The sequence below is a fragment of the Amycolatopsis thermalba genome (assembly GCF_023376025.1).
GTDB classification, from domain to species: domain Bacteria; phylum Actinomycetota; class Actinomycetes; order Mycobacteriales; family Pseudonocardiaceae; genus Amycolatopsis_E; species Amycolatopsis_E thermalba.
The window spans coordinates 5,604,846-5,621,872 of record NZ_CP091196.1 but is presented as its reverse complement, the minus strand read 5'-3'; the positions used below and the strand labels follow the sequence as shown (position 1 = coordinate 5,621,872).

Sequence of the window (17,027 nt, the reverse complement as noted above, 5' to 3'; positions counted from 1 at the left end):
TGCGGAGCATGAGCGACCGCTTGTACTTCCGCCAGCTGCTGTCCGGCCGCGACTTCGCGGTGGGCGATCCGGTGGCCACCCAGATGGTCAACTTCGCCTACCTGATCGGCGACCGGGAGGCCCGGGAGGCGGTGGTCGTGGACCCCGCGTACGCCGTGGGGGACCTGCTGGACGTGCTGGCGGCCGACGACATGCGCCTCACCGGGGTGCTGGCCACGCACCACCACCCCGACCACGTCGGCGGCAGCATGATGGGGTTCACGCTGGCCGGGCTGCCCGAGCTGCTGGCGCGGGAGAGCGTGCCGGTGCACGTCAACCGCGACGAGACGGAGTGGGTCCAGCGGGTCACCGGCGTGTCGGCGACCGACCTGACCGGGCACGACCACGACGACGTCGTGGAGGTCGGCGCCATCCCGATCCGGCTGCTGCACACGCCCGGCCACACGCCCGGCAGCCAGTGCTTCCTGGTCGACGGCCGTCTCGTCGCGGGGGACACCCTGTTCCTGGAGGGCTGCGGCCGGACGGACTTCCCGGGCGGCGACGCCGAGGCGATGTACCACAGCCTGCGGTGGCTGGCGGAGCTGCCGGGCGACCCGGTGGTCTACCCCGGGCACCAGTACTCGGCCGCGCCGTCGGCGTCGTTGTCCTCGGTGAAGGAGAACAACTTCGTCTACCGCCCCCGCAACCTTGACGAGTGGCACACGCTGTTCGGCGGCTAGAGGTGCTCCCGCGCCACCCGCTCGGCGAGGCGTGCCAGCAGCGGCGCCGGCTCAGCCAGGCAGCGCCGCACGTCCGGCTCGATGTCGGTCAGTCCGTAGGCGGCGGTGAAGCCCGCCGACCGGAGGGCCTCCGGCGACAGCGTGTTGCGCCCGGCCAGCGCCACCACCGGGATGCCGCGCTCGGCGGCCGCCGCCGCGATGCCCGCCGGGCCCTTGCCGCGCAGCGTCTGCTCGTCCAGTGAGCCCTCGCCGGTGATCAGCAGGTCCGCGCCCGGCAGCTTCTCCGTCAGCCCGGTCAGCTCCAGCACCACGTCGATCCCCGGCCGGAACGACGCCCCGAGCAGCGCCAGCGCGTACCCGGTGCCGCCGGCCGCGCCCGCCCCCGGCACGTTCGCCACGTCGAGCCCCGACGCCCGCACGACCTCCGCCAGGTGCCGCAGCGCCGACTCCAGCAGCTCGATGTCCTCCGGCGACGCGCCCTTCTGCGGCCCGTACACCGCGGCCGCGCCGTGCTCACCCAGCAGCGGGTTGTCCACGTCGCTGGCCACCAGCAGCTCGACGTCCCGCAGCCGCGGGTCCAGCCCGTCCAGGTACACCCGTGCCAGACGCCGCAACGCGGCCCCGCCGGGCGGCAGCTCCGCGCCCGCGGAATCCAGCAGCCGCGCACCGAGCGCCTGCAGCAACCCGGCCCCGCCGTCGGTGCTCGCACTGCCGCCCAGCCCCAGCACCAGCCGGGACGCACCGGCGTCCAGCGCGGCCCGCATCAGCTCCCCGACCCCGAGCGTCGTCGCGGTCAGCGGCGCGAGCTCGTCCAGCAGAGCCAGCCCGGACACCGCCGCCAGCTCGATCACCGCCGTGCCGTCCCGGCGCGCGTAACCCGTCGAGACCGGCTCACCGACCGGCCCGCTCGCCCGCACGGGCACGAACTCGAAGCCCGCGGCCACCGCGGCGGCCACCGTCCCGTCGCCGCCGTCGGCGATCGGGCACTCCAGCACCTCGGCCCCGGGACGCCCGCGCCGCAGCCCGGCCGCGATCGCGGCGGCCACCGCTTCGGCGGGCAGGGAGCCCTTGAACTTGTCCGGAGCGACGACGACCCGCGTCACACCTGCGCCCCGTCGCCGTCCGGCGGGCCCTGCTTGACCCGCAGCAGCAGCAACGCGATCGCGGTCGCCAGCGCCAGGATCCCGAGCGGGGTCGCGACGGTGGTGCTCACGCCGACCACCCCGGGCACGATCAGCAACAGCAGCCCGGCGACGAAGAACAGCAGCACGACGAAAGCGCCCTTGCCCGGCCGCGGCAACGGCGGCGGCTCCGGCGGCACGTAGTGCTCGTCGTCCCCGGCCGGGTCGTCGCCCAGCACGGTGTCCTCCCACGGGGTGCCGCCACCGCGCCAGCCCGCGTCGGCGACCGGTTTCTCCGGCTCCGCGGGTTTCTCCGGCTCGGCCGCTTCGGGCCGCGCGGGCGTCCGCTCGGCCTCGTCGTCGATCAGGCCGACCCCCTCGGCCCGCAGGTCCGCGACGATCGCCGCGAAGGTGGCGTCGACGTCCTCGGGATCGGGTACGCGTGAGTTCATCGGGCCCCCACCTGCCCCGGGTCACGGACCGCTTCCACGAACTCGACACTACGCCGGAAGATGAGCGGCGCGTCGTGGTCCAGGGTCGCGACGTGGAAACTCTTCTCCAGCACCACTTCCGTCACGTCCCGGCTGCGCACGCCGGACAGCACGATGCGCGCGTTCTCGGGTTCCACGACGTGGTCAACGAGCGAGTGCAGCAGGAGGAGCGGCTGCGTCACCCGGGGCAGGTCGGCCCGCACGAGCTTCCACAGCCGGGCCAGGCTCGCCGCCGCCCGCACCGGAACCCGGTCGTAGGCCAGCTCGGTGACGCCCGGCTTGGCGATGTCGTTGGCGACGCCGCGCGACCACGGCACCACCCGCGACAGCACGGGCAGCAGCTTGGTGTCCCAGCTCAGCCGCGTGACGGACGGGTTGACCAGCACCAGCCCGGCGACCGCGTCCCCGTGCTGCTGGGCCAGCCGCAGCGCGAGCGTCCCGCCCATCGACTGACCGAACACGAACACCGACCGGCAGCGCTCCCGCAGGTCGAGGAACTCGCGCTCGACCGCGCCGTACCACTCGGGCCAGCCGGTCTTGTTCATCTCCTGCCACGTCGTGCCGTGGCCGGGCAGGCGCGGCAGCCGCACGGTGAACTCCCGCGCGGCCAGGTGCTCGGCCCAGCCCCGCAGGCTCTGCGGCGTGCCGGTGAAGCCGTGGCACAGCAGCACCCCGACCTCGGCCGAACCGGTGTGCGCGAACGGTTCCGCACCGGCGAGCACAGGCATGGCATCCGCCCCTCTCCTCCGAACGCGGCCCCATCGTCGCATGCCCCGGCCCGCTCCGGGACCGCCCGTCGCGCGCCGTCCCCCGGCTGTGACCTCCCGCCCACTGCGGGTGCGGCCGTTGTGCGGTTGGACGCCGTTTCCTACCCTGGACGCGGCAGGCTGTTCGGGCAGGTAGGAGGGCACGTCGCGTGCTGTACCGGTTGCTGAAGTACGTGCTGCTCGGGCCGGTGCTCCGGCTCCTGTGGCCCACGAAGGTGACCGGGGTGGAGAACGTCCCCGACACCGGGGGCGCCATCCTCGCGAGCAACCACCTCGCGGTCGCCGACTCGTTCTTCATGCCGCTGCGCGTCAAGCGCCGCGTCACCTTCCCGGCGAAGCAGGAGTACTTCACCGAGAAGGGCGTCAAGGGCACCCTCAAGAAGTGGTTCTTCACCGGCGCGGGCCAGATCCCGATCGACCGCTCCGGCGGCTCGGCCGCGCAGGCGGCGCTGGACACCGCGATCCGGCTGCTGCGTGAGGGCAACCTGCTCGGCATCTACCCGGAGGGCACCCGCTCGCCGGACGGCCGCCTCTACAAGGGCAAGACCGGTGTCGCCCGCGTCGCGCTGGAGGCCGGTGTCCCGGTCATCCCGGTCGCCATGATCGGCACCGACAAGGTCAACCCGATCGGTTCCAAGATGTGGATCCCGCGCCGGCTGGAGATCCGGTTCGGCAAGCCGCTGGACTTCTCGCGGTACGCGGGCCTGTCCGGGGACCGGTTCGTCGAGCGGTCCATCACCGACGAGATCATGTACGCGTTGATGGAGCTGTCCGGCCAGGAGTACGTCGACATCTACGCGGCCAGGGCCAAGGAACTGATGGCCGCCGAGGCCGCCGGGGTGCGCGCGGTGGTGCCGACGCAGAGTGGCGTGCCCGACGTCGACCGGGTACCGCAGACCAAGGCCGGCTAGGCGCCTGTCTAAGGTGCTCCGGTGCGGTTTTTCTACGACACCGAATTCATCGAGGACGGCGTGACGATCGACCTGGTGTCGATCGGTGTCGTGGATGAGCGGGGACGCGAGTTCTACGCCGTCTCCACCGACTTCGACCCCGCCAAGGCCGGCCCGTGGGTGCGCGAGAACGTCCTGCCGAAGCTGCCCTCGCCGGCGGACCAGGCGTGGCGCAGCCGGGCCCGGATCAGGGAAGACCTGCTGGAGTTCTTCGGGCGCCCGCCCGGCGGGATCGAGCTGTGGGCCTGGTACGCGGCTTACGATCACGTCGCGCTGGCCCAGCTGTGGGGCACGATGCCCGAGCTGCCGCGCCAGCTGCCCCGGTTCACGCGCGACCTGAGGCAGCGGTGGGAGGACGTGGGCAAGCCCAAGCTGCCCCTACCCCCGCAAAACGCGCACGACGCCCTGGCCGACGCCCGCTTCAACCTGGAGCGCTGGCGCATCATCGACGAGGTACGACGCCGCAAGGGCTACCCCGCCTAACAGCCACACCGCACCGCCACCCGGCAACGCAACCGGCCCCACCGCCCGAGCCACCCCTCTCCCGCAACCCGATCCCCAGCCAAATCGGTTGCCGAGCAGTCGGGTCAAGGCACGCTTTCCCGCCTTGACGCGACTTCTCGGCAACCGAACACTGAAAGATCGGGTTCGGGAGGGCACCAATCGGGGCGTAGCGAAGCGAAGCCGGCGATTGAGAAACCCGCGTAGCGCCCTACCGCCGCGCAGCCACAGCGGAAGCCAGCCGGTCCAGCAGCTCCCCAGTGCTCCGCCAATCCAGGCAAGCATCGGTGATCGACTGCCCGTACGCCAGCTCCCCGGCCCGACCCAGCACGAGATCCTGCCGCCCGGCTTCGAGGAAGCTCTCCAGCATGATCCCGGCGATCCCGCGCTCCCCGGCGGCGATCCGGTCCGCGATCTCCCCGGCCACCACGCCCTGCCGCACGTGGTCCTTGCCGCTGTTGCCGTGGCTCGCGTCGATGATCACCCGCTCCGGCAGCCCCGCCTTCGCCTGCCGCGCGAGGGTGTCGGCCACCGTCGCCGCGTCGTAGTTCGGCCCGGCGGAGCCGCCGCGCAGGATGACGTGGCAGTCCGGGTTGCCGGCCGTGGTGAACAGCGCCGCCAGGCCGTCGTTGTTGATCCCGGCGAACACGTGGCTCGCCGCGGCCGCGCGGGTCGCGTCCACCGCCACCTGCACGTCGCCCTCGGTGGAGTTCTTGATCCCGACCGGCATGGACAGCGCGCTGCACAGCTGGCGGTGCACCTGGCTGGCCGCGGTCCGGGCGCCGATCGACCCCCAGCTCACGGTGTCGGCGATGAACTGCGGCGTGATCGGGTCCAGGAACTCGCACCCGACCGGCAGGCCCAGCGCCGAGATGTCCAGCAGCAGCTTGCGCGCCATCCGCAGGCCCTTGTTGACGGCGTAGCTGCCGTCCAGGTCCGGGTCGTTGATCAGGCCCTTCCAGCCCAGCGTGGTGCGCGGCTTCTCGAAGTACACCCGCATGATCACGTGCAGCTCGTCGCGCAGGCCGGCAGCGTGCTCGGCCAGGCGGTGGGCGTAGTCGAGGGCGGCCGCGGGGTCGTGCACCGAGCACGGGCCGACGACCACGATCAGCCGGTCGTCGTCGCCGTTCAGGATGTCGACGGCGGCGGCCCGGCCCTGCGCGACGGTCTTGGCGATCGCCGCGTCCACCGGCAGCTCCTGCCGCAGCAGGGCGGGCGAGATCAACGGGCTGACGCCGAGGGTGCGCTGGTTGTCGAGGCCTTCGGTGACGTCCGCGGGGCCTGCGCTGAGAGACATGTACGGGGGTTTCCTTTCGGTGACCGGCCCGCACGAGTCCCTGACGAGCCGGTCGATCTCCGGCTCCAGGGTGGAAGGTCAGCGCGCAGCGAGGCCGCCGGCTGGCCCACCCAGGGCCGGCCCGCTAAACCAGAAATAGCGCTGCACGTCCGACACCCTAGCACCCGCTCCCGCCGCTTTACCGATCAAGGGTGACTACCGCTACTCTGGCGATCGCCAGGTGACCAGCACAACTTTTCGGAGGTCTGATCAGATGCGTGTCGGCGTGCTGACCGGTGGCGGCGACTGCCCCGGGCTCAACGCGGTGATCCGCGCGGTGGTCCGCAAGGGCATCGAGACGCACGGGTGGGAGGTCGTCGGCTTCCGCTCCGGCTGGCGCGGCCCGCTGACCGGCGACAGCCGGCCGCTCGGCCTCGCCGACGTCGAGGAGATCCTCAACCGCGGCGGCACCATCCTCGGCTCCTCGCGCACCAACCCGTACAAGGAGGAGGACGGCGTGCAGCGGATCAAGTCCGTCCTCGCCGAGCAGGGCGTGGACGCGCTCATCGCGATCGGCGGCGAGGACACCCTCGGGGTCGCTAAGAAGCTGACCGACGACGGCGTCGGCGTGGTCGGCGTGCCCAAGACGATCGACAACGACCTCGCCGCCACCGACTACACGTTCGGCTTCGACACCGCGGTGCACATCGCCACCGAGTCGATCGACCGGCTGCGCACCACCGCCGAATCGCATTACCGCGCGATGGTCGTCGAGGTCATGGGCCGCCACGCGGGCTGGATCGCGCTGCACGCCGGCCTGGCCGGTGGCGCCAACGTCATCCTGGTGCCGGAGCGGCCGTTCTCCGTCGAGCAGGTCGTGGAGTGGGTCGAGCGCCGCTTCGAGAAGATGTACGCGCCGATCATCGTGGTGGCCGAGGGCGCGGTGCCGGAGGGCGGCGCCGAGGTGCTCAAGACCGGGGAGAAGGACGCGTTCGGGCACGTTCAGCTCGGCGGCGTGGGCACCTGGCTGGCCGACGAGATCGCGGCGCGCACCGGCAAGGAGTCGCGCGCGGTGGTGCTCGGGCACACCCAGCGCGGCGGCACGCCGACGGCCTACGACCGGGTGCTGGCGACCCGCTTCGGCCTGCACGCCGTGGACGCGGTCGCCGACGGCGACTTCGGCACGATGGTCGCCCTGCGCGGCACCGACATCGTCCGGGTCAAGCTCGCCGAGGCGACCGCCGAGCTGAAGACCGTGCCGCCGGAGCGCTACGAGGAGGCCGAGGTCTTCTTCGGCTGATCGCGCGGGGCGCGGCGGACGACCGCCGCGCCCCTACTTTCGTCGTGTTCAGTGGTCTGAACCATTGTCGGATTGGTTCAGACCTCCTACCGTCGCAGGTGTCCCCTCCGGCCCTCAGGGAGGCATCATGCGCAGACTCGGCCTCGCACTCGGCGGACTGTTCGCCGCGGTCCTGATGACGATCACCGCCGCACCGCCCGCCGCGACCGCGGCGCCCGTGGGCAAGCTGCTCGGCTACTTCGCCGAGTGGGGCGTCTACGACCGGGCGTACTACGTCAAGAACATCCACACCAGCGGGTCGGCGGCCAAGCTGACCCACATCAACTACTCGTTCGGCAACGTCACCAACGGCCAGTGCGCCGTGGGCGACGGCTACGCCGCCTACGACATGGCCTACTCGGCCGCCACCAGCGTCGACGGTGTGGCCGACACGTGGGACGCCGGCGCGCTGCGCGGCAACTTCGGGCAGCTGCGCAAGCTCAAGCAGATGTACCCGAACCTGAAGGTGCTGTGGTCCTTCGGCGGCTGGAACTGGTCCGGCGGGTTCGGCCAGGCCGCGCGGAACCCGGCCGCGTTCGCCGAGTCCTGCTACCGCCTGGTCAACGACCCGCGCTGGGCGGGCGTGTTCGACGGCATCGACATCGACTGGGAGTACCCGAACGCCTGCGGCGCCACCTGCGACACCAGCGGCGCGGGCGCGTTCCCGGCCCTGATGTCCGCGCTGCGATCGCGCTTCGGCGGCCAGCTGGTGACAGCCGCGATCACCGCGGACGGGTCGTCCGGCGGCAAGATCGACGCGGCGGACTACGGCGGCGCGGCGCGCTACGTCGACTGGTACAACGTGATGACCTACGACTACTTCGGCGGCTTCACCCCGGCCGGCCCGACCGCGCCGCATTCGCCGCTGACCTCCTACGACGGCATCCCGGTCGCCGGCTTCCACTCGGACGCGGCGATCCAGAAGCTGAGGTCGAAGGGGGTGCCGGCGAGCAAGCTGCTGCTGGGCATCGGGTTCTACGGCCGCGGCTGGACCGGCGTCACCCAGGCGGCCCCGGGCGGCAGCGCGACCGGCCCGGCGCCGGGCAAGTACGAGCAGGGCGTCGAGGACTACAAGATCCTCAAGGCGCGCTGCCCGTCCACCGGGACGATCGCCGGAACCGCCTACGCCAAGTGCGGCTCGGAGTGGTGGAGCTACGACACCCCGGCGACCATCGCCGGGAAGATGAGCTACGCCAAGAGCCAGGGCCTGGGCGGCGCGTTCTTCTGGGAGCTGTCCGGCGACACCGCCGACGGCGAGCTCATCACCGCGATGAACTCCTGAGCCCGCCCGGCCGGGTCCGTCCCCGTGGCGGACCCGGCCGGGGGTGCCGGTGCCGGGGATTATCGTGGCGCGGTGACGAAGTTCGCCGGATTCGGAGAGCACGCGGTCGAGTTCTACGACGGCCTGAGCGCCGACAACTCCAAGCCGTACTGGGAGGACCACGTCGAGATCTACCGGTCCGACGTGCGCGGCCCGATGGAGGCGCTGCTCGCCGAGCTCACCCCGGAGTTCGGCCCGGGCTTCGGCGAGGGCAAGGTCTTCCGCCCCTACCGCGACGTGCGCTTCTCGAACGACAAGACCCCGTACAAGACGCACTGCGGCGGCGTCATCGAGCAGGGCCGCGGCGGCGGCGCCTACTACGTGGAGGTCTCGTCGGCGGGGATGCGCGTCGGCGGCGGCTGCTTCCACCTCCAGTCCGACCAGCTGGCCCGCTTCCGGCAGGCGGTCGACACCGACATCCACGGCAAGGCGCTGGAGGACATCCTGGCGAAGCTGCGCCGCGCCGGCTGGACCGTCACCGGCGACGCGATGAAGACCAAGCCCCGCGGCTACCCCGACGACCACCCGCGGCTGGAGCTGCTCAAGCACCGCTCCCTGTACGCCGTGAAGTCCTGGGACCCGGACGACACCCTGCACGAGCGCGCGTGCCTGGACCGGGTCCGCAAGGCCTGGCGGCAGGTCCGCCCGTTCAACGAGTGGGCACGCGACCACGTCGGCGTCAGCGAGAAGCCCCGCCGCTGACCTCCCCGGTTCGGGTGAACTCGGCTCCGATCCCGTTGTCCGGCCTCTGAGCAGCCGTGACGCGGCTCACTGGTGAACGTTTCCTGAACCGTTCGAGAGATCGGTACAGACGTGCGCGGGGTAAGCGACTACGCTATTGGGACGTGAGCCGACGCGCGAAGATCGTTTGTACTATGGGCCCCGCGACCGCCACCGCGGACAAGGTGAGAGCCCTTGTCGACGCCGGGATGGACGTGGCGCGGCTGAACTTCAGCCACGGCAGCCACGGCGACCACAAGCAGGTGTACGACCTGATCCGGGAGGCCGCCGCCGAAACCGGGCGCGCGGTCGGCATCCTCGCCGACCTGCAGGGCCCGAAGATCCGGCTCGGCACCTTCGCGGGCGGCCCGGTCGAATGGCGCACCGGTGACGTCGTGCGCATCACCGTGGAGGACGTCGCCGGCACCCACGACCGGGTCTCGACCACCTACAAGGGCCTGGCCAAGGACGCCAAGCCGGGCGACCGCCTGCTCGTCGACGACGGCAAGGTCGGCCTGGTCGTGAAGGGCGTCGAGGGCCCGGACGTGGTGTGCGAGGTCACCGAGGGCGGCCCGGTCAGCAACAACAAGGGCGTCTCGCTGCCCGGCATGGACGTCTCCGTGCCGGCGCTGTCGGACAAGGACGTCGAGGACCTGGAGTTCGCGCTCGAACTGGGTGCCGACTTCATCGCGCTGTCCTTCGTCCGCTCGCCCGCCGACATCGACCTGGTCCACCAGGTGATGGACCGCGTGGGCAAGGGCCGCCGCCCGGTCATCGCGAAGCTGGAGAAGCCCGAGGCGGTCTACAACCTCGAGGCGATCGTGCTGGCCTTCGACGGCGTCATGGTCGCCCGTGGTGACCTGGGCGTCGAGCTGCCGCTGGAGCAGGTGCCGCTGGTGCAGAAGCGGGCGATCCAGATCGCCCGGGAGAACGCCAAGCCGGTCATCGTCGCCACGCAGATGCTCGACTCGATGATCAACAACTCGCGCCCGACCCGCGCCGAGGCCTCCGACGTGGCCAACGCGGTGCTCGACGGCGCGGACGCGGTCATGCTCTCCGGTGAGACGAGCGTGGGCCGCTACCCGATCGAGACCGTGCAGACCATGTCGCGGATCGTGGAGGCCGTCGAGGCCGACACCCCGGCCGTGCCGCCGCTGTCGCACGTGCCGCGGACGAAGCGGGGCGTCATCTCCTACGCGGCGAAGGACATCGGCGAGCGGCTCAACGCCAAGGCGCTGGTCGCGTTCACCCAGTCGGGTGACACGGTCCGCCGTCTGGCCCGGCTGCACACGCGGCTGCCGCTGCTGGCGTTCACGCCGGAGGAGAGCGTGCGCAGCCAGCTGGCGCTGACCTGGGGCACCCACACCGAGCTGGTGCCGTCGGTGGACTCGACCGACCGCATGATCAAGCAGGTCGACCGCGCGATGCTGGAGACCGGGCGCTACCAGGACGGCGACCTGGTGGTGATCGTGGCCGGTTCCCCGCCGGGGACCGTCGGGTCGACCAACCTGATCCGCGTGCACAAGCTCGGTGAGGACGACCACGCCTGAGGGGTGCCCCGTAGGCTTCTCCGCATGACTGAGCTGGCTCGGGACGCTGCCGCGGGACTGGACGTCCAGGAAGGCGCCGGCGGGCAGGCCGTCCTCGACAACCTCGTCGCGCTGCTCGACCTGGAGCGCATCGAGGAGGACATCTTCCGCGGGGTCAGCCCGCCGCACTCGCCGGTTCGGGTGTTCGGCGGGCAGGTGGCCGGGCAGGCGCTGGTCGCCGCCGGGCGGACCGTGCCGCCGGAGCGGAGGGTGCACTCGCTGCACGCGTATTTCATCCGCGGGGGTGACCCGCGGGTGCCGATCGTGTACGAGGTCGACCGCATCCGCGACGGACGGTCGTTCACCACGCGCCGCGTGGTGGCGGTGCAGCACGGCAAGGCGATCTTCGCGTTGTCCGCGTCGTTCCAGAAGGTGGAGCCGGGGCTGGAGCACGCGGACGCGATGCCGGACGTCCCGGAGCCGGAGACGCTGCCGACGTACGCCGAACGGCTCGCCGAGTTCCCGCAGGCGCTGCCGGACGTGCGCAAACGTCCCCGGCCGATCGACATCCGGTACGTCAACGACCCGCCGTGGGTGACCCGGCAGACCGGCGAGCGGCCGGGCCGCAACCAGGTGTGGATGCGCGCGGACGGCGTGCTGCCGGACGACCAGCTGCTGCACGTGTGCGTCCTGACCTACGCGTCGGACATGACCCTGCTCGACTCGCCCCTGGCGAGGCACGGTGTGTACTGGGACCTGGACCGCGTGCTGGGCGCCAGCCTGGACCACGCGCTGTGGTTCCACCGCCCCTTCCGAGCCGACGAGTGGTTCCTGTACGACACGGAGTCCCCGTCGGCCTCGGGCGGCCGCGGGCTGGCCACGGGCCGCTTCTTCAGCCGGGAGGGCCACCTCATCGCGACGGTCGTGCAGGAGGGTTTGCTGAGGGTCGTGCCGCCCGACGGCCAATCCTCGCAGCGAGACTGAGGCTGGCACCGCAGGCGTGTGAGGCCCCACCGAGCGCGCACCGAACCGCCGCGAAGGGGCCGGACCAGGCTGGCGCACCCGGCCATCGCCGGAGGTGCCCCGGCTGCGCTGAGCTGGTGCGCGCTGAAAGTGATCCTTCCCGCGTCGGCCGGTCAGCGGGGGCCGCCTCGATCCCACCTCCGACGGCCGCGCGCCCCTCAGCCCAGCGGGCTCAGCGAAGCTGCCCGCCGGCGCCGGAGGTGCTTCGTCCGCGGCCGCACCACGTCCTCGATCCCCGGACCCAGGCTGAGCTGCGCCGCGAGGTAGGCGCGGCACGGCGTCCGCCCGCGGCGGCGGAAGAACAGCCGCGACACGCGGCCGCGGCAGACCGGGCAGTGGCCGCGCGCGTCCGGGGCGTGCGTGGCCAGCGTGGCACGCAGCGCTTCCACCAGCAGCGGGATCTCCCGGGCGGCGAGGTCGGCGGCCTGGGCGGGGCCGGCGAGATCCACCGATCGGCTGAGATCGTCCAGCCGGCGCTGCACGGACGTCTGTAGTGGACCGACGATGGTGTCGCGGTCGAGCACGCCGCCTCCTGGGGAAGTTCAGTTCGCGCGGGCAAGATTACCGCGGCATTATGCAATTTGCAGACCGCTAACTGCCGAAGATACCTCAACGGGGTGAGCTGCCCCGGCTGGGTTTTCGGATTCTGCTGGTTAGATGGAACGGGTTGTCCACGAGCCGCCGGGGGGAATGCGCGGGCCGGAGTGGAGGAGCGGACATGAGTCGGGGTCAGGGTCCTACGATTCGCCGGCGGCGGCTGGCGAGTGAACTGCGCCGGTTGCGTGAGGCCGCGGACCTCACGATCGACGAGGTCGCCGAGAAGCTCGAGTGTTCCGCGTCGAAGATCAGCCGCATCGAGACCGGCCACGTCGGCGTCACGCCACGCGACGCGCGCGACATGCTGGAGCTGTACGGCATGACCGGTGACGAGCGGGAAGCGCTCGTCCAGCTCGCCCGCGAGGCCCGCAAACCGGGCTGGTGGCAGGCCTACAAGGAGGTCTTCACCGGCACCTTCGTCGGGCTGGAGGCCGACGCCAGCTCGCTGCGGGCGTTCCAGGCGCTGCTCGTGCCCGGCCTGCTGCAGACCGAGCCGTACGCGCGCGCGGTCATCCGCGCCATGCGGCCGGACGCCGGGGAGTCCGACATCCAGCGCCGGGTCGCCGCCCGCACCGCCCGCCAGCAGCTGCTGACCGACCCGAACCCGCCCGAGTACTGGGCCGTCATCGACGAGGCGGTGCTGCACCGCGTCGTCGGCGGGCCGGAGGTGATGGCGCACCAGGCCGAACGGCTGCTGGCCGTCGCGCAGCTGCCGCACGTCACCATCCAGGTGGTCCCGTTCGGGGCGGGCGCCCACCCGGGGATGGAGGGACCGTTCCTGATCCTCGGATTCCCGGAGCAGGCCGACCCCGATGTGGTGTACGTGGACAGCACTTCGGGTGGTTTTTTCCTCGAGCTGCCCCCCGATGTGCGCCGCTATATCCTCATGTTCGATCATTTGCGTGCGACGGCTCTGAAACCGGACGACTCGGTCGAGGTGATCGCCGCGGCCGCCGAACGTTTTTCCGGATAACGGTTGCCGGTGAGCCGTACCCAACGTGTGCCTGGGAAGTGAGGAGCGGGGAGAAATGTCCCATGTGGAGCGATTTGCCCCGGTGTGGCGCAAGAGCAGCCACAGCGGTGGCGGGAACGACTGCGTCGAGGTCGCGATGATCACCGGAGGTGTCGGCGTCCGCGATTCCAAGAATCCCGGCGCGGGCGAGCTGCACGTGTCCGCCGACAGCTGGCGCGGCCTGCTCCGCGCCGTCGGCGCGCTCGACCGCGCCTGAGGTAAGCCGAACGGACGACCCCTTACGCCGCCGAGCAGGGGATGAGGCGGGGTAAGGGGTCGTTTCGCGTCCGGGACGAGGTGATCGTCCGATGCCGGGAGGCGGCCCTCAGGACGACTCTGAGGTTCACAAGAGGAACTGAGAGAGCCGGAAGAGGGAACTCCCGATGCGCAACGAGTTGATGTTCGACGCAGTCATGGCCGAGGTGGCCTACCGCCGGGAGCAGCTGGAGAAGGCGAGCCGGCCCGGCCCCCGCTGGTTCGGGCGGGCCAGGAACAAGGCCGGGGTCCGCGTGCCGGAGCAGCGCCGTCCGAGCGCGGCCGAGCTGGTACAGGCCCGGTAGGGGGCAGGTGTGGGTCCGCCCACGGCGAAAAGTGTGCCGGTTTTGTCGGTGGAGTGCGACAGAATGATGGTCGTGCCCCGCCTAGGTTCCGGAATCCCACTGGTCGCCCGTGCCGACGAGATGCGACGGCTGCGTGCCGCCTTCGCCGCCGCCGAGCGGGGTGAGGCGGGCGCGGTCCTCGTATCGGGTGACGCCGGGGTGGGCAAGACCCGGCTGCTCACCGAGCTGGCCGAGCACGCCGCGTCCCGCGGTGCGCTCGTGCTCAGCGGGCGCTGCCTGGACGTGCGGGAAGGCGGCCTGCCCTACCTGCCGTTCGCCGAGGCGTTGTCGCCGCTGAGCCTGGACGACGATCCCGAGGTCGCCGAGGCCGTCCGGGTCCGGCCGGCGCTCGCGCGGCTGCTGCCACAGGGGGCCACGCCGCCGTTGGTGAGCGGTGACCACCTGGTGCCGGACACCTCCGGTGAGCGGGACGTGCCGTACCGGGTGCGCCCGGAGCAGGACCTCGGGCAGCTGCAGCTGTTCGACGCGGTGCTGGGCGTCCTGACGCAGGTCGCCGCGCACCGGCCGGTGCTGCTCGTGCTGGAGGACCTGCACTGGGCCGATTCGTCCAGCCGGAACCTGCTGTCGTTCCTGCTCAACCGGCTGCGGGGGCAGCGGTTGCTGGTGGTCGGCAGCTACCGGGAGGAGGACGTGTACCGGCGGCACCCGCTGCGGGCGATGCTGGTGGAGCTGGTCCGCCTGCCCGCGGTCGAGCAGATCGAGCTGCGGCCGTTCGGCACGGCGGAAGCACGGGCGTTCGTCGAGGCGCTGGCCGACGGGCCGGTGTCGCCCGAGATCGTCGGATGGGTCGCGGAGCGGTCGGAGGGCAACCCGTTCTTCGCCGAGGAGCTGATGGCCGCGGGGGTGGACTGCGAGGACCTGCCTGCGGGGCTGGCCGAGGTGCTGCTGTCCCGGCTGGAACGGCTCTCGCCCGAGGCCCGGCGCGTGGTCCGGACGATCTCGGCGGCCGGTGACTCGGTGGCGCACGCGGCGCTGGCCGAGGTCACCGGGCTGGGTGAGCTGGAGCTGGACGAGGCGCTGCGCGAAGCGGTGCACCACCACGTGCTGGTCATCGAGCGGGGCGCCTACACGTTCCGGCACGCGTTGCTGCAGGAAGCGGTGTACGGGGACCTGCTGCCGGGGGAGCGGGTCCGGATGCACGCGGCCTACGCCGAACGCATCCGCCGCATCCCGCAGGGCCGCGGCCACGACGCGAAGCTCGCGTACCACAGCCTGCGCAGCCGGGACCTGAAGACGGCGCTGGCCGCGTTGCTGCAGGCCGCCGACGAGGCCGAGCGGCTGGGCGCGCCCGGTGCGGCGCTGCGGCACACCGAGCAGGCGCTGGAGATCTGGGACGCGGTGCCGAAGGAGGACCGGCCTGCCGACATCAGCGAGCTGCGGCTGCTGCAGGAGGCGTCCTACTTCGCGGGCACCTCGGGGGAGCCGGAGCGCGCGATCGCCTACGCCCGGTCGTCGGTGCAGAACCTGTACGGGGTGCCACGGGAGAAGGCGGCCAAGGCGTGGCGACGGCTCGCCGAGGCGCTGCTCAACGCCGAGGGGACGCTGCACGAGGCACTGAACGCCATCAACCGGGCGTGGGAGCTGGTCGCGGAGGGCGAGCCGAGCAAGACGCGGGCGTGGGTGCTGGCCACCCGGGCCGCGATCCTGCGCAGCGCCGGCACGCACGAGGACTCGCAGTGGAACGCGCACGCCGCGGTCGCCGACGCGCAGGCTGTCGGCGCCACGGGTGCGGAGGCCGCGGCCCTGGTGACGCTGGGCGCGCTGGCCGACGGCGCGGGCGAGCCGGGCGAGGCGCGCGAGCGTCTTCGCGAGGCCGAGAACAAGGCCCGCGACTCCGGCGCGCTGAACGTCGAGCTGCGCGCCCTCTGCTTCCTCGCGTTCAGCTACGAGGACCTGGGCGAGTACGGCCCGGCGATGGACATCTACCAGCGCGGCATCGAGCGGGCCGAGCAGACCGGGCTGACGTGGAGCATCTACGGGCTGGAGATGCGCGCGCGGCACCTGACGCTGCGGTATCTCACCGGCGACTGGCCGGCGATGGCGAGCACGAACGCGCCGGCCCGGGGTGTGTCGAGTGTGCTGGCGGCGCGGATGACGTCGTCCTGGCTGCCGTTCGCGGTCGCGCGGGGCCGGGTGGACACCGCGCGGAAGTACCTGGGGGAGTTGCGTCCGCACTGGCGGGCCGAGCCGCTGACGGCGGTCGTGAGCGGCGCGACGGGCGCCGAACTGGCGTTGTGGGAAGGCGAGTACGAGCAGGCGATCGCGTGGGTGCGGAAGGTCACCGAGTTCCTGCTGTCGTTCGACGAGGGGTACCTGCTCGGCACCGTCCGCCTCGGCGCACTGGGGGTCGAGGCGGCCACGGCGTGGGCGGTGAGCGCCCGGAAGCGTGGTGACCACGGCGTGGCCGAGCAGGCGGTCATCGCGGGCCGGAAGCTCATCGAGCACGTCCGGTACGCCGGCGAGAACGGCAAGCCGCGGGCCCAGACGCTCGGCCCGGAGGCGCGAGCGTGGCTGGCGCGAGCCGAAGCCGCCGCGAGCGGCCTGGAGGGCCCGGCCGACCCGGCGCTGTGGGCCGCGGCGGTGGCCGAGTTCGACTACGGGGCGGTGTACGAACAGGCGATCTGCCGCTGGCACCACGCGGAAGCGCTGTTGGCCGCCCAGGGCGACGCGGGCCTGGCCGCGAAGGAACTGCTGGCCGCCCACGACGTCGCCGACCGCCTGCGAGCCGAACCCCTCCGCGACGCGGTGCGGGAGGTCGCGCGGCGAGCCCGCATCGAGATCCCGGGCGTGGAGCCGAAACCGGCCACCCGTCCCACGATCGACCCGCTGACCGAACGCGAACGAGCCGTCCTGGAACGAGTGGCGCTGGGCCGAACGAACCGACAGGTCGGCGAAGAGCTGTACATCAGCGAGAAAACGGTGAGCGTTCACCTGTCCCGCGTGATGGCGAAACTGGGAGCCAGCCGGAGAGCCGAAGCGGTAGCCATCGCCTACGACAGGGGCCTGCTGACCTGACGCGCCGGCGGTGACCCCAGCGACCA

Annotated in this window: 17 protein-coding genes; 12 read left to right on the top strand and 5 right to left on the bottom strand. The window is 72.1% G+C overall.

The features are described 5' to 3' along the window. The first annotated feature begins 8 nt into the window (after window positions 1-8). The gene (locus L1857_RS27235) at window positions 9-719 is read left to right on the top strand and encodes an MBL fold metallo-hydrolase (protein WP_116109942.1); all 711 of its coding nucleotides are present in this window, start codon (window positions 9-11) and stop codon (window positions 717-719) included. Here L1857_RS27235 and L1857_RS27230 read toward each other — a convergent pair. Genes L1857_RS27230 through L1857_RS27220 form a run of 3 tightly spaced genes read right to left on the bottom strand, consistent with a single transcriptional unit; the run spans window position 716 to window position 3,059 of the window. After that, a complete protein-coding gene (locus L1857_RS27230) occupies window positions 716-1,822 on the bottom strand; it encodes a glycerate kinase (RefSeq protein WP_116109941.1) in 1,107 nt (368 codons plus the stop codon). The two genes, L1857_RS27235 and L1857_RS27230, sit on opposite strands and share 4 nt — an antisense overlap. Continuing rightward, on the bottom strand, window positions 1,819-2,292 hold the full coding sequence (locus L1857_RS27225) for a hypothetical protein (RefSeq protein ID WP_094008298.1): 474 nt from the start codon (window positions 2,290-2,292) through the stop codon (window positions 1,819-1,821). The genes L1857_RS27230 and L1857_RS27225 overlap by 4 nt, the downstream gene beginning before the upstream one ends. Further along, the gene (locus L1857_RS27220) at window positions 2,289-3,059 is read right to left on the bottom strand and encodes an alpha/beta hydrolase (RefSeq protein ID WP_094008297.1); all 771 of its coding nucleotides are present in this window, start codon (window positions 3,057-3,059) and stop codon (window positions 2,289-2,291) included. The genes L1857_RS27225 and L1857_RS27220 overlap by 4 nt, the downstream gene beginning before the upstream one ends. 188 nt (window positions 3,060-3,247) lie before the next feature. Between L1857_RS27220 and L1857_RS27215 the strand changes: the two genes are divergently transcribed. Continuing rightward, window positions 3,248-4,009, top strand: coding sequence for a lysophospholipid acyltransferase family protein (locus tag L1857_RS27215; protein WP_116109939.1), 762 nt, complete (start codon window positions 3,248-3,250; stop codon window positions 4,007-4,009). A 21-nt stretch (window positions 4,010-4,030) separates the two neighbouring features. Continuing rightward, window positions 4,031-4,531 carry a polyadenylate-specific 3'-exoribonuclease AS gene (locus L1857_RS27210; protein WP_094008295.1) on the top strand — a complete coding sequence of 167 codons (501 nt, stop codon included), beginning with the start codon at window positions 4,031-4,033 and terminating at the stop codon, window positions 4,529-4,531. Between the two features lie 229 nt (window positions 4,532-4,760). Here the strand turns inward: L1857_RS27210 and L1857_RS27205 are convergent, their stop codons facing one another. Continuing rightward, complete coding sequence (locus L1857_RS27205; RefSeq protein ID WP_094008294.1) at window positions 4,761-5,846, bottom strand: 3-deoxy-7-phosphoheptulonate synthase; 1,086 nt, start codon at window positions 5,844-5,846, stop codon at window positions 4,761-4,763. Window positions 5,847-6,099: 253 nt separating this feature from the next. On the opposite strand from L1857_RS27205, the gene L1857_RS27200 reads away from it, so the two are divergent. From L1857_RS27200 to tesB, 5 genes are all read left to right on the top strand, one after another. Continuing rightward, window positions 6,100-7,125 carry a 6-phosphofructokinase gene (locus L1857_RS27200; RefSeq protein ID WP_094008293.1) on the top strand — a complete coding sequence of 342 codons (1,026 nt, stop codon included), beginning with the start codon at window positions 6,100-6,102 and terminating at the stop codon, window positions 7,123-7,125. Between the two features lie 127 nt (window positions 7,126-7,252). Beyond that, complete coding sequence (locus L1857_RS27195) at window positions 7,253-8,446, top strand: glycoside hydrolase family 18 protein (RefSeq protein ID WP_094008292.1); 1,194 nt, start codon at window positions 7,253-7,255, stop codon at window positions 8,444-8,446. Window positions 8,447-8,518: 72 nt separating this feature from the next. After that, window positions 8,519-9,187 carry a DUF2461 domain-containing protein gene (locus L1857_RS27190; protein ID WP_094008291.1) on the top strand — a complete coding sequence of 223 codons (669 nt, stop codon included), beginning with the start codon at window positions 8,519-8,521 and terminating at the stop codon, window positions 9,185-9,187. Between the two features lie 143 nt (window positions 9,188-9,330). Then, complete coding sequence (gene pyk / locus L1857_RS27185) at window positions 9,331-10,755, top strand: pyruvate kinase (protein WP_116109938.1); 1,425 nt, start codon at window positions 9,331-9,333, stop codon at window positions 10,753-10,755. Between the two features lie 24 nt (window positions 10,756-10,779). Continuing rightward, the gene (tesB, locus tag L1857_RS27180) at window positions 10,780-11,718 is read left to right on the top strand and encodes an acyl-CoA thioesterase II (RefSeq protein ID WP_094008289.1); all 939 of its coding nucleotides are present in this window, start codon (window positions 10,780-10,782) and stop codon (window positions 11,716-11,718) included. Between the two features lie 197 nt (window positions 11,719-11,915). Here tesB and L1857_RS27175 read toward each other — a convergent pair whose 3' ends face one another. Beyond that, complete coding sequence (locus tag L1857_RS27175; RefSeq protein ID WP_116109937.1) at window positions 11,916-12,281, bottom strand: hypothetical protein; 366 nt, start codon at window positions 12,279-12,281, stop codon at window positions 11,916-11,918. A gap of 194 nt (window positions 12,282-12,475) precedes the next feature. On the opposite strand from L1857_RS27175, the gene L1857_RS27170 reads away from it, so the two are divergent. The 4 genes from L1857_RS27170 (at window position 12,476) to L1857_RS27155 (ending at window position 17,001) form a co-directional block, all read left to right on the top strand. Beyond that, window positions 12,476-13,327 (top strand): helix-turn-helix domain-containing protein, encoded by an 852-nt coding sequence (locus L1857_RS27170; RefSeq protein ID WP_094008287.1) that lies wholly within the window; start codon window positions 12,476-12,478, stop codon window positions 13,325-13,327. A gap of 55 nt (window positions 13,328-13,382) precedes the next feature. Beyond that, window positions 13,383-13,583 carry a DUF397 domain-containing protein gene (locus L1857_RS27165; RefSeq protein WP_094008286.1) on the top strand — a complete coding sequence of 67 codons (201 nt, stop codon included), beginning with the start codon at window positions 13,383-13,385 and terminating at the stop codon, window positions 13,581-13,583. 166 nt (window positions 13,584-13,749) lie between these two features. Next, the gene (locus tag L1857_RS27160) at window positions 13,750-13,926 is read left to right on the top strand and encodes a hypothetical protein (protein ID WP_167481465.1); all 177 of its coding nucleotides are present in this window, start codon (window positions 13,750-13,752) and stop codon (window positions 13,924-13,926) included. 63 nt (window positions 13,927-13,989) lie between these two features. Then, window positions 13,990-17,001: a helix-turn-helix transcriptional regulator gene (locus tag L1857_RS27155; protein WP_116109936.1), complete on the top strand. Its 3,012-nt coding sequence runs from the start codon at window positions 13,990-13,992 to the stop codon at window positions 16,999-17,001. Window positions 17,002-17,027 lie beyond the last annotated feature (26 nt).

What these genes read in the sequence shown, in the direction of transcription:
- L1857_RS27220 (WP_094008297.1), bottom strand. Translation starts at nt 3,059, where the DNA reads ATGCCTGTGCTCGCCGGTGCGGAACCGTTCGCGCACACCGGTTCGGCC.
- L1857_RS27170 (WP_094008287.1), top strand. Translation starts at nt 12,476, where the DNA reads ATGAGTCGGGGTCAGGGTCCTACGATTCGCCGGCGGCGGCTGGCGAGT.
- tesB (WP_094008289.1), top strand. Translation starts at nt 10,780, where the DNA reads ATGACTGAGCTGGCTCGGGACGCTGCCGCGGGACTGGACGTCCAGGAA.
- L1857_RS27235 (WP_116109942.1), top strand. Translation starts at nt 9, where the DNA reads ATGAGCGACCGCTTGTACTTCCGCCAGCTGCTGTCCGGCCGCGACTTC.
- L1857_RS27225 (WP_094008298.1), bottom strand. Translation starts at nt 2,292, where the DNA reads ATGAACTCACGCGTACCCGATCCCGAGGACGTCGACGCCACCTTCGCG.
- L1857_RS27205 (WP_094008294.1), bottom strand. Translation starts at nt 5,846, where the DNA reads ATGTCTCTCAGCGCAGGCCCCGCGGACGTCACCGAAGGCCTCGACAAC.
- L1857_RS27200 (WP_094008293.1), top strand. Translation starts at nt 6,100, where the DNA reads ATGCGTGTCGGCGTGCTGACCGGTGGCGGCGACTGCCCCGGGCTCAAC.
- L1857_RS27160 (WP_167481465.1), top strand. Translation starts at nt 13,750, where the DNA reads ATGCGCAACGAGTTGATGTTCGACGCAGTCATGGCCGAGGTGGCCTAC.
- L1857_RS27165 (WP_094008286.1), top strand. Translation starts at nt 13,383, where the DNA reads ATGTCCCATGTGGAGCGATTTGCCCCGGTGTGGCGCAAGAGCAGCCAC.
- L1857_RS27195 (WP_094008292.1), top strand. Translation starts at nt 7,253, where the DNA reads ATGCGCAGACTCGGCCTCGCACTCGGCGGACTGTTCGCCGCGGTCCTG.
- L1857_RS27155 (WP_116109936.1), top strand. Translation starts at nt 13,990, where the DNA reads ATGATGGTCGTGCCCCGCCTAGGTTCCGGAATCCCACTGGTCGCCCGT.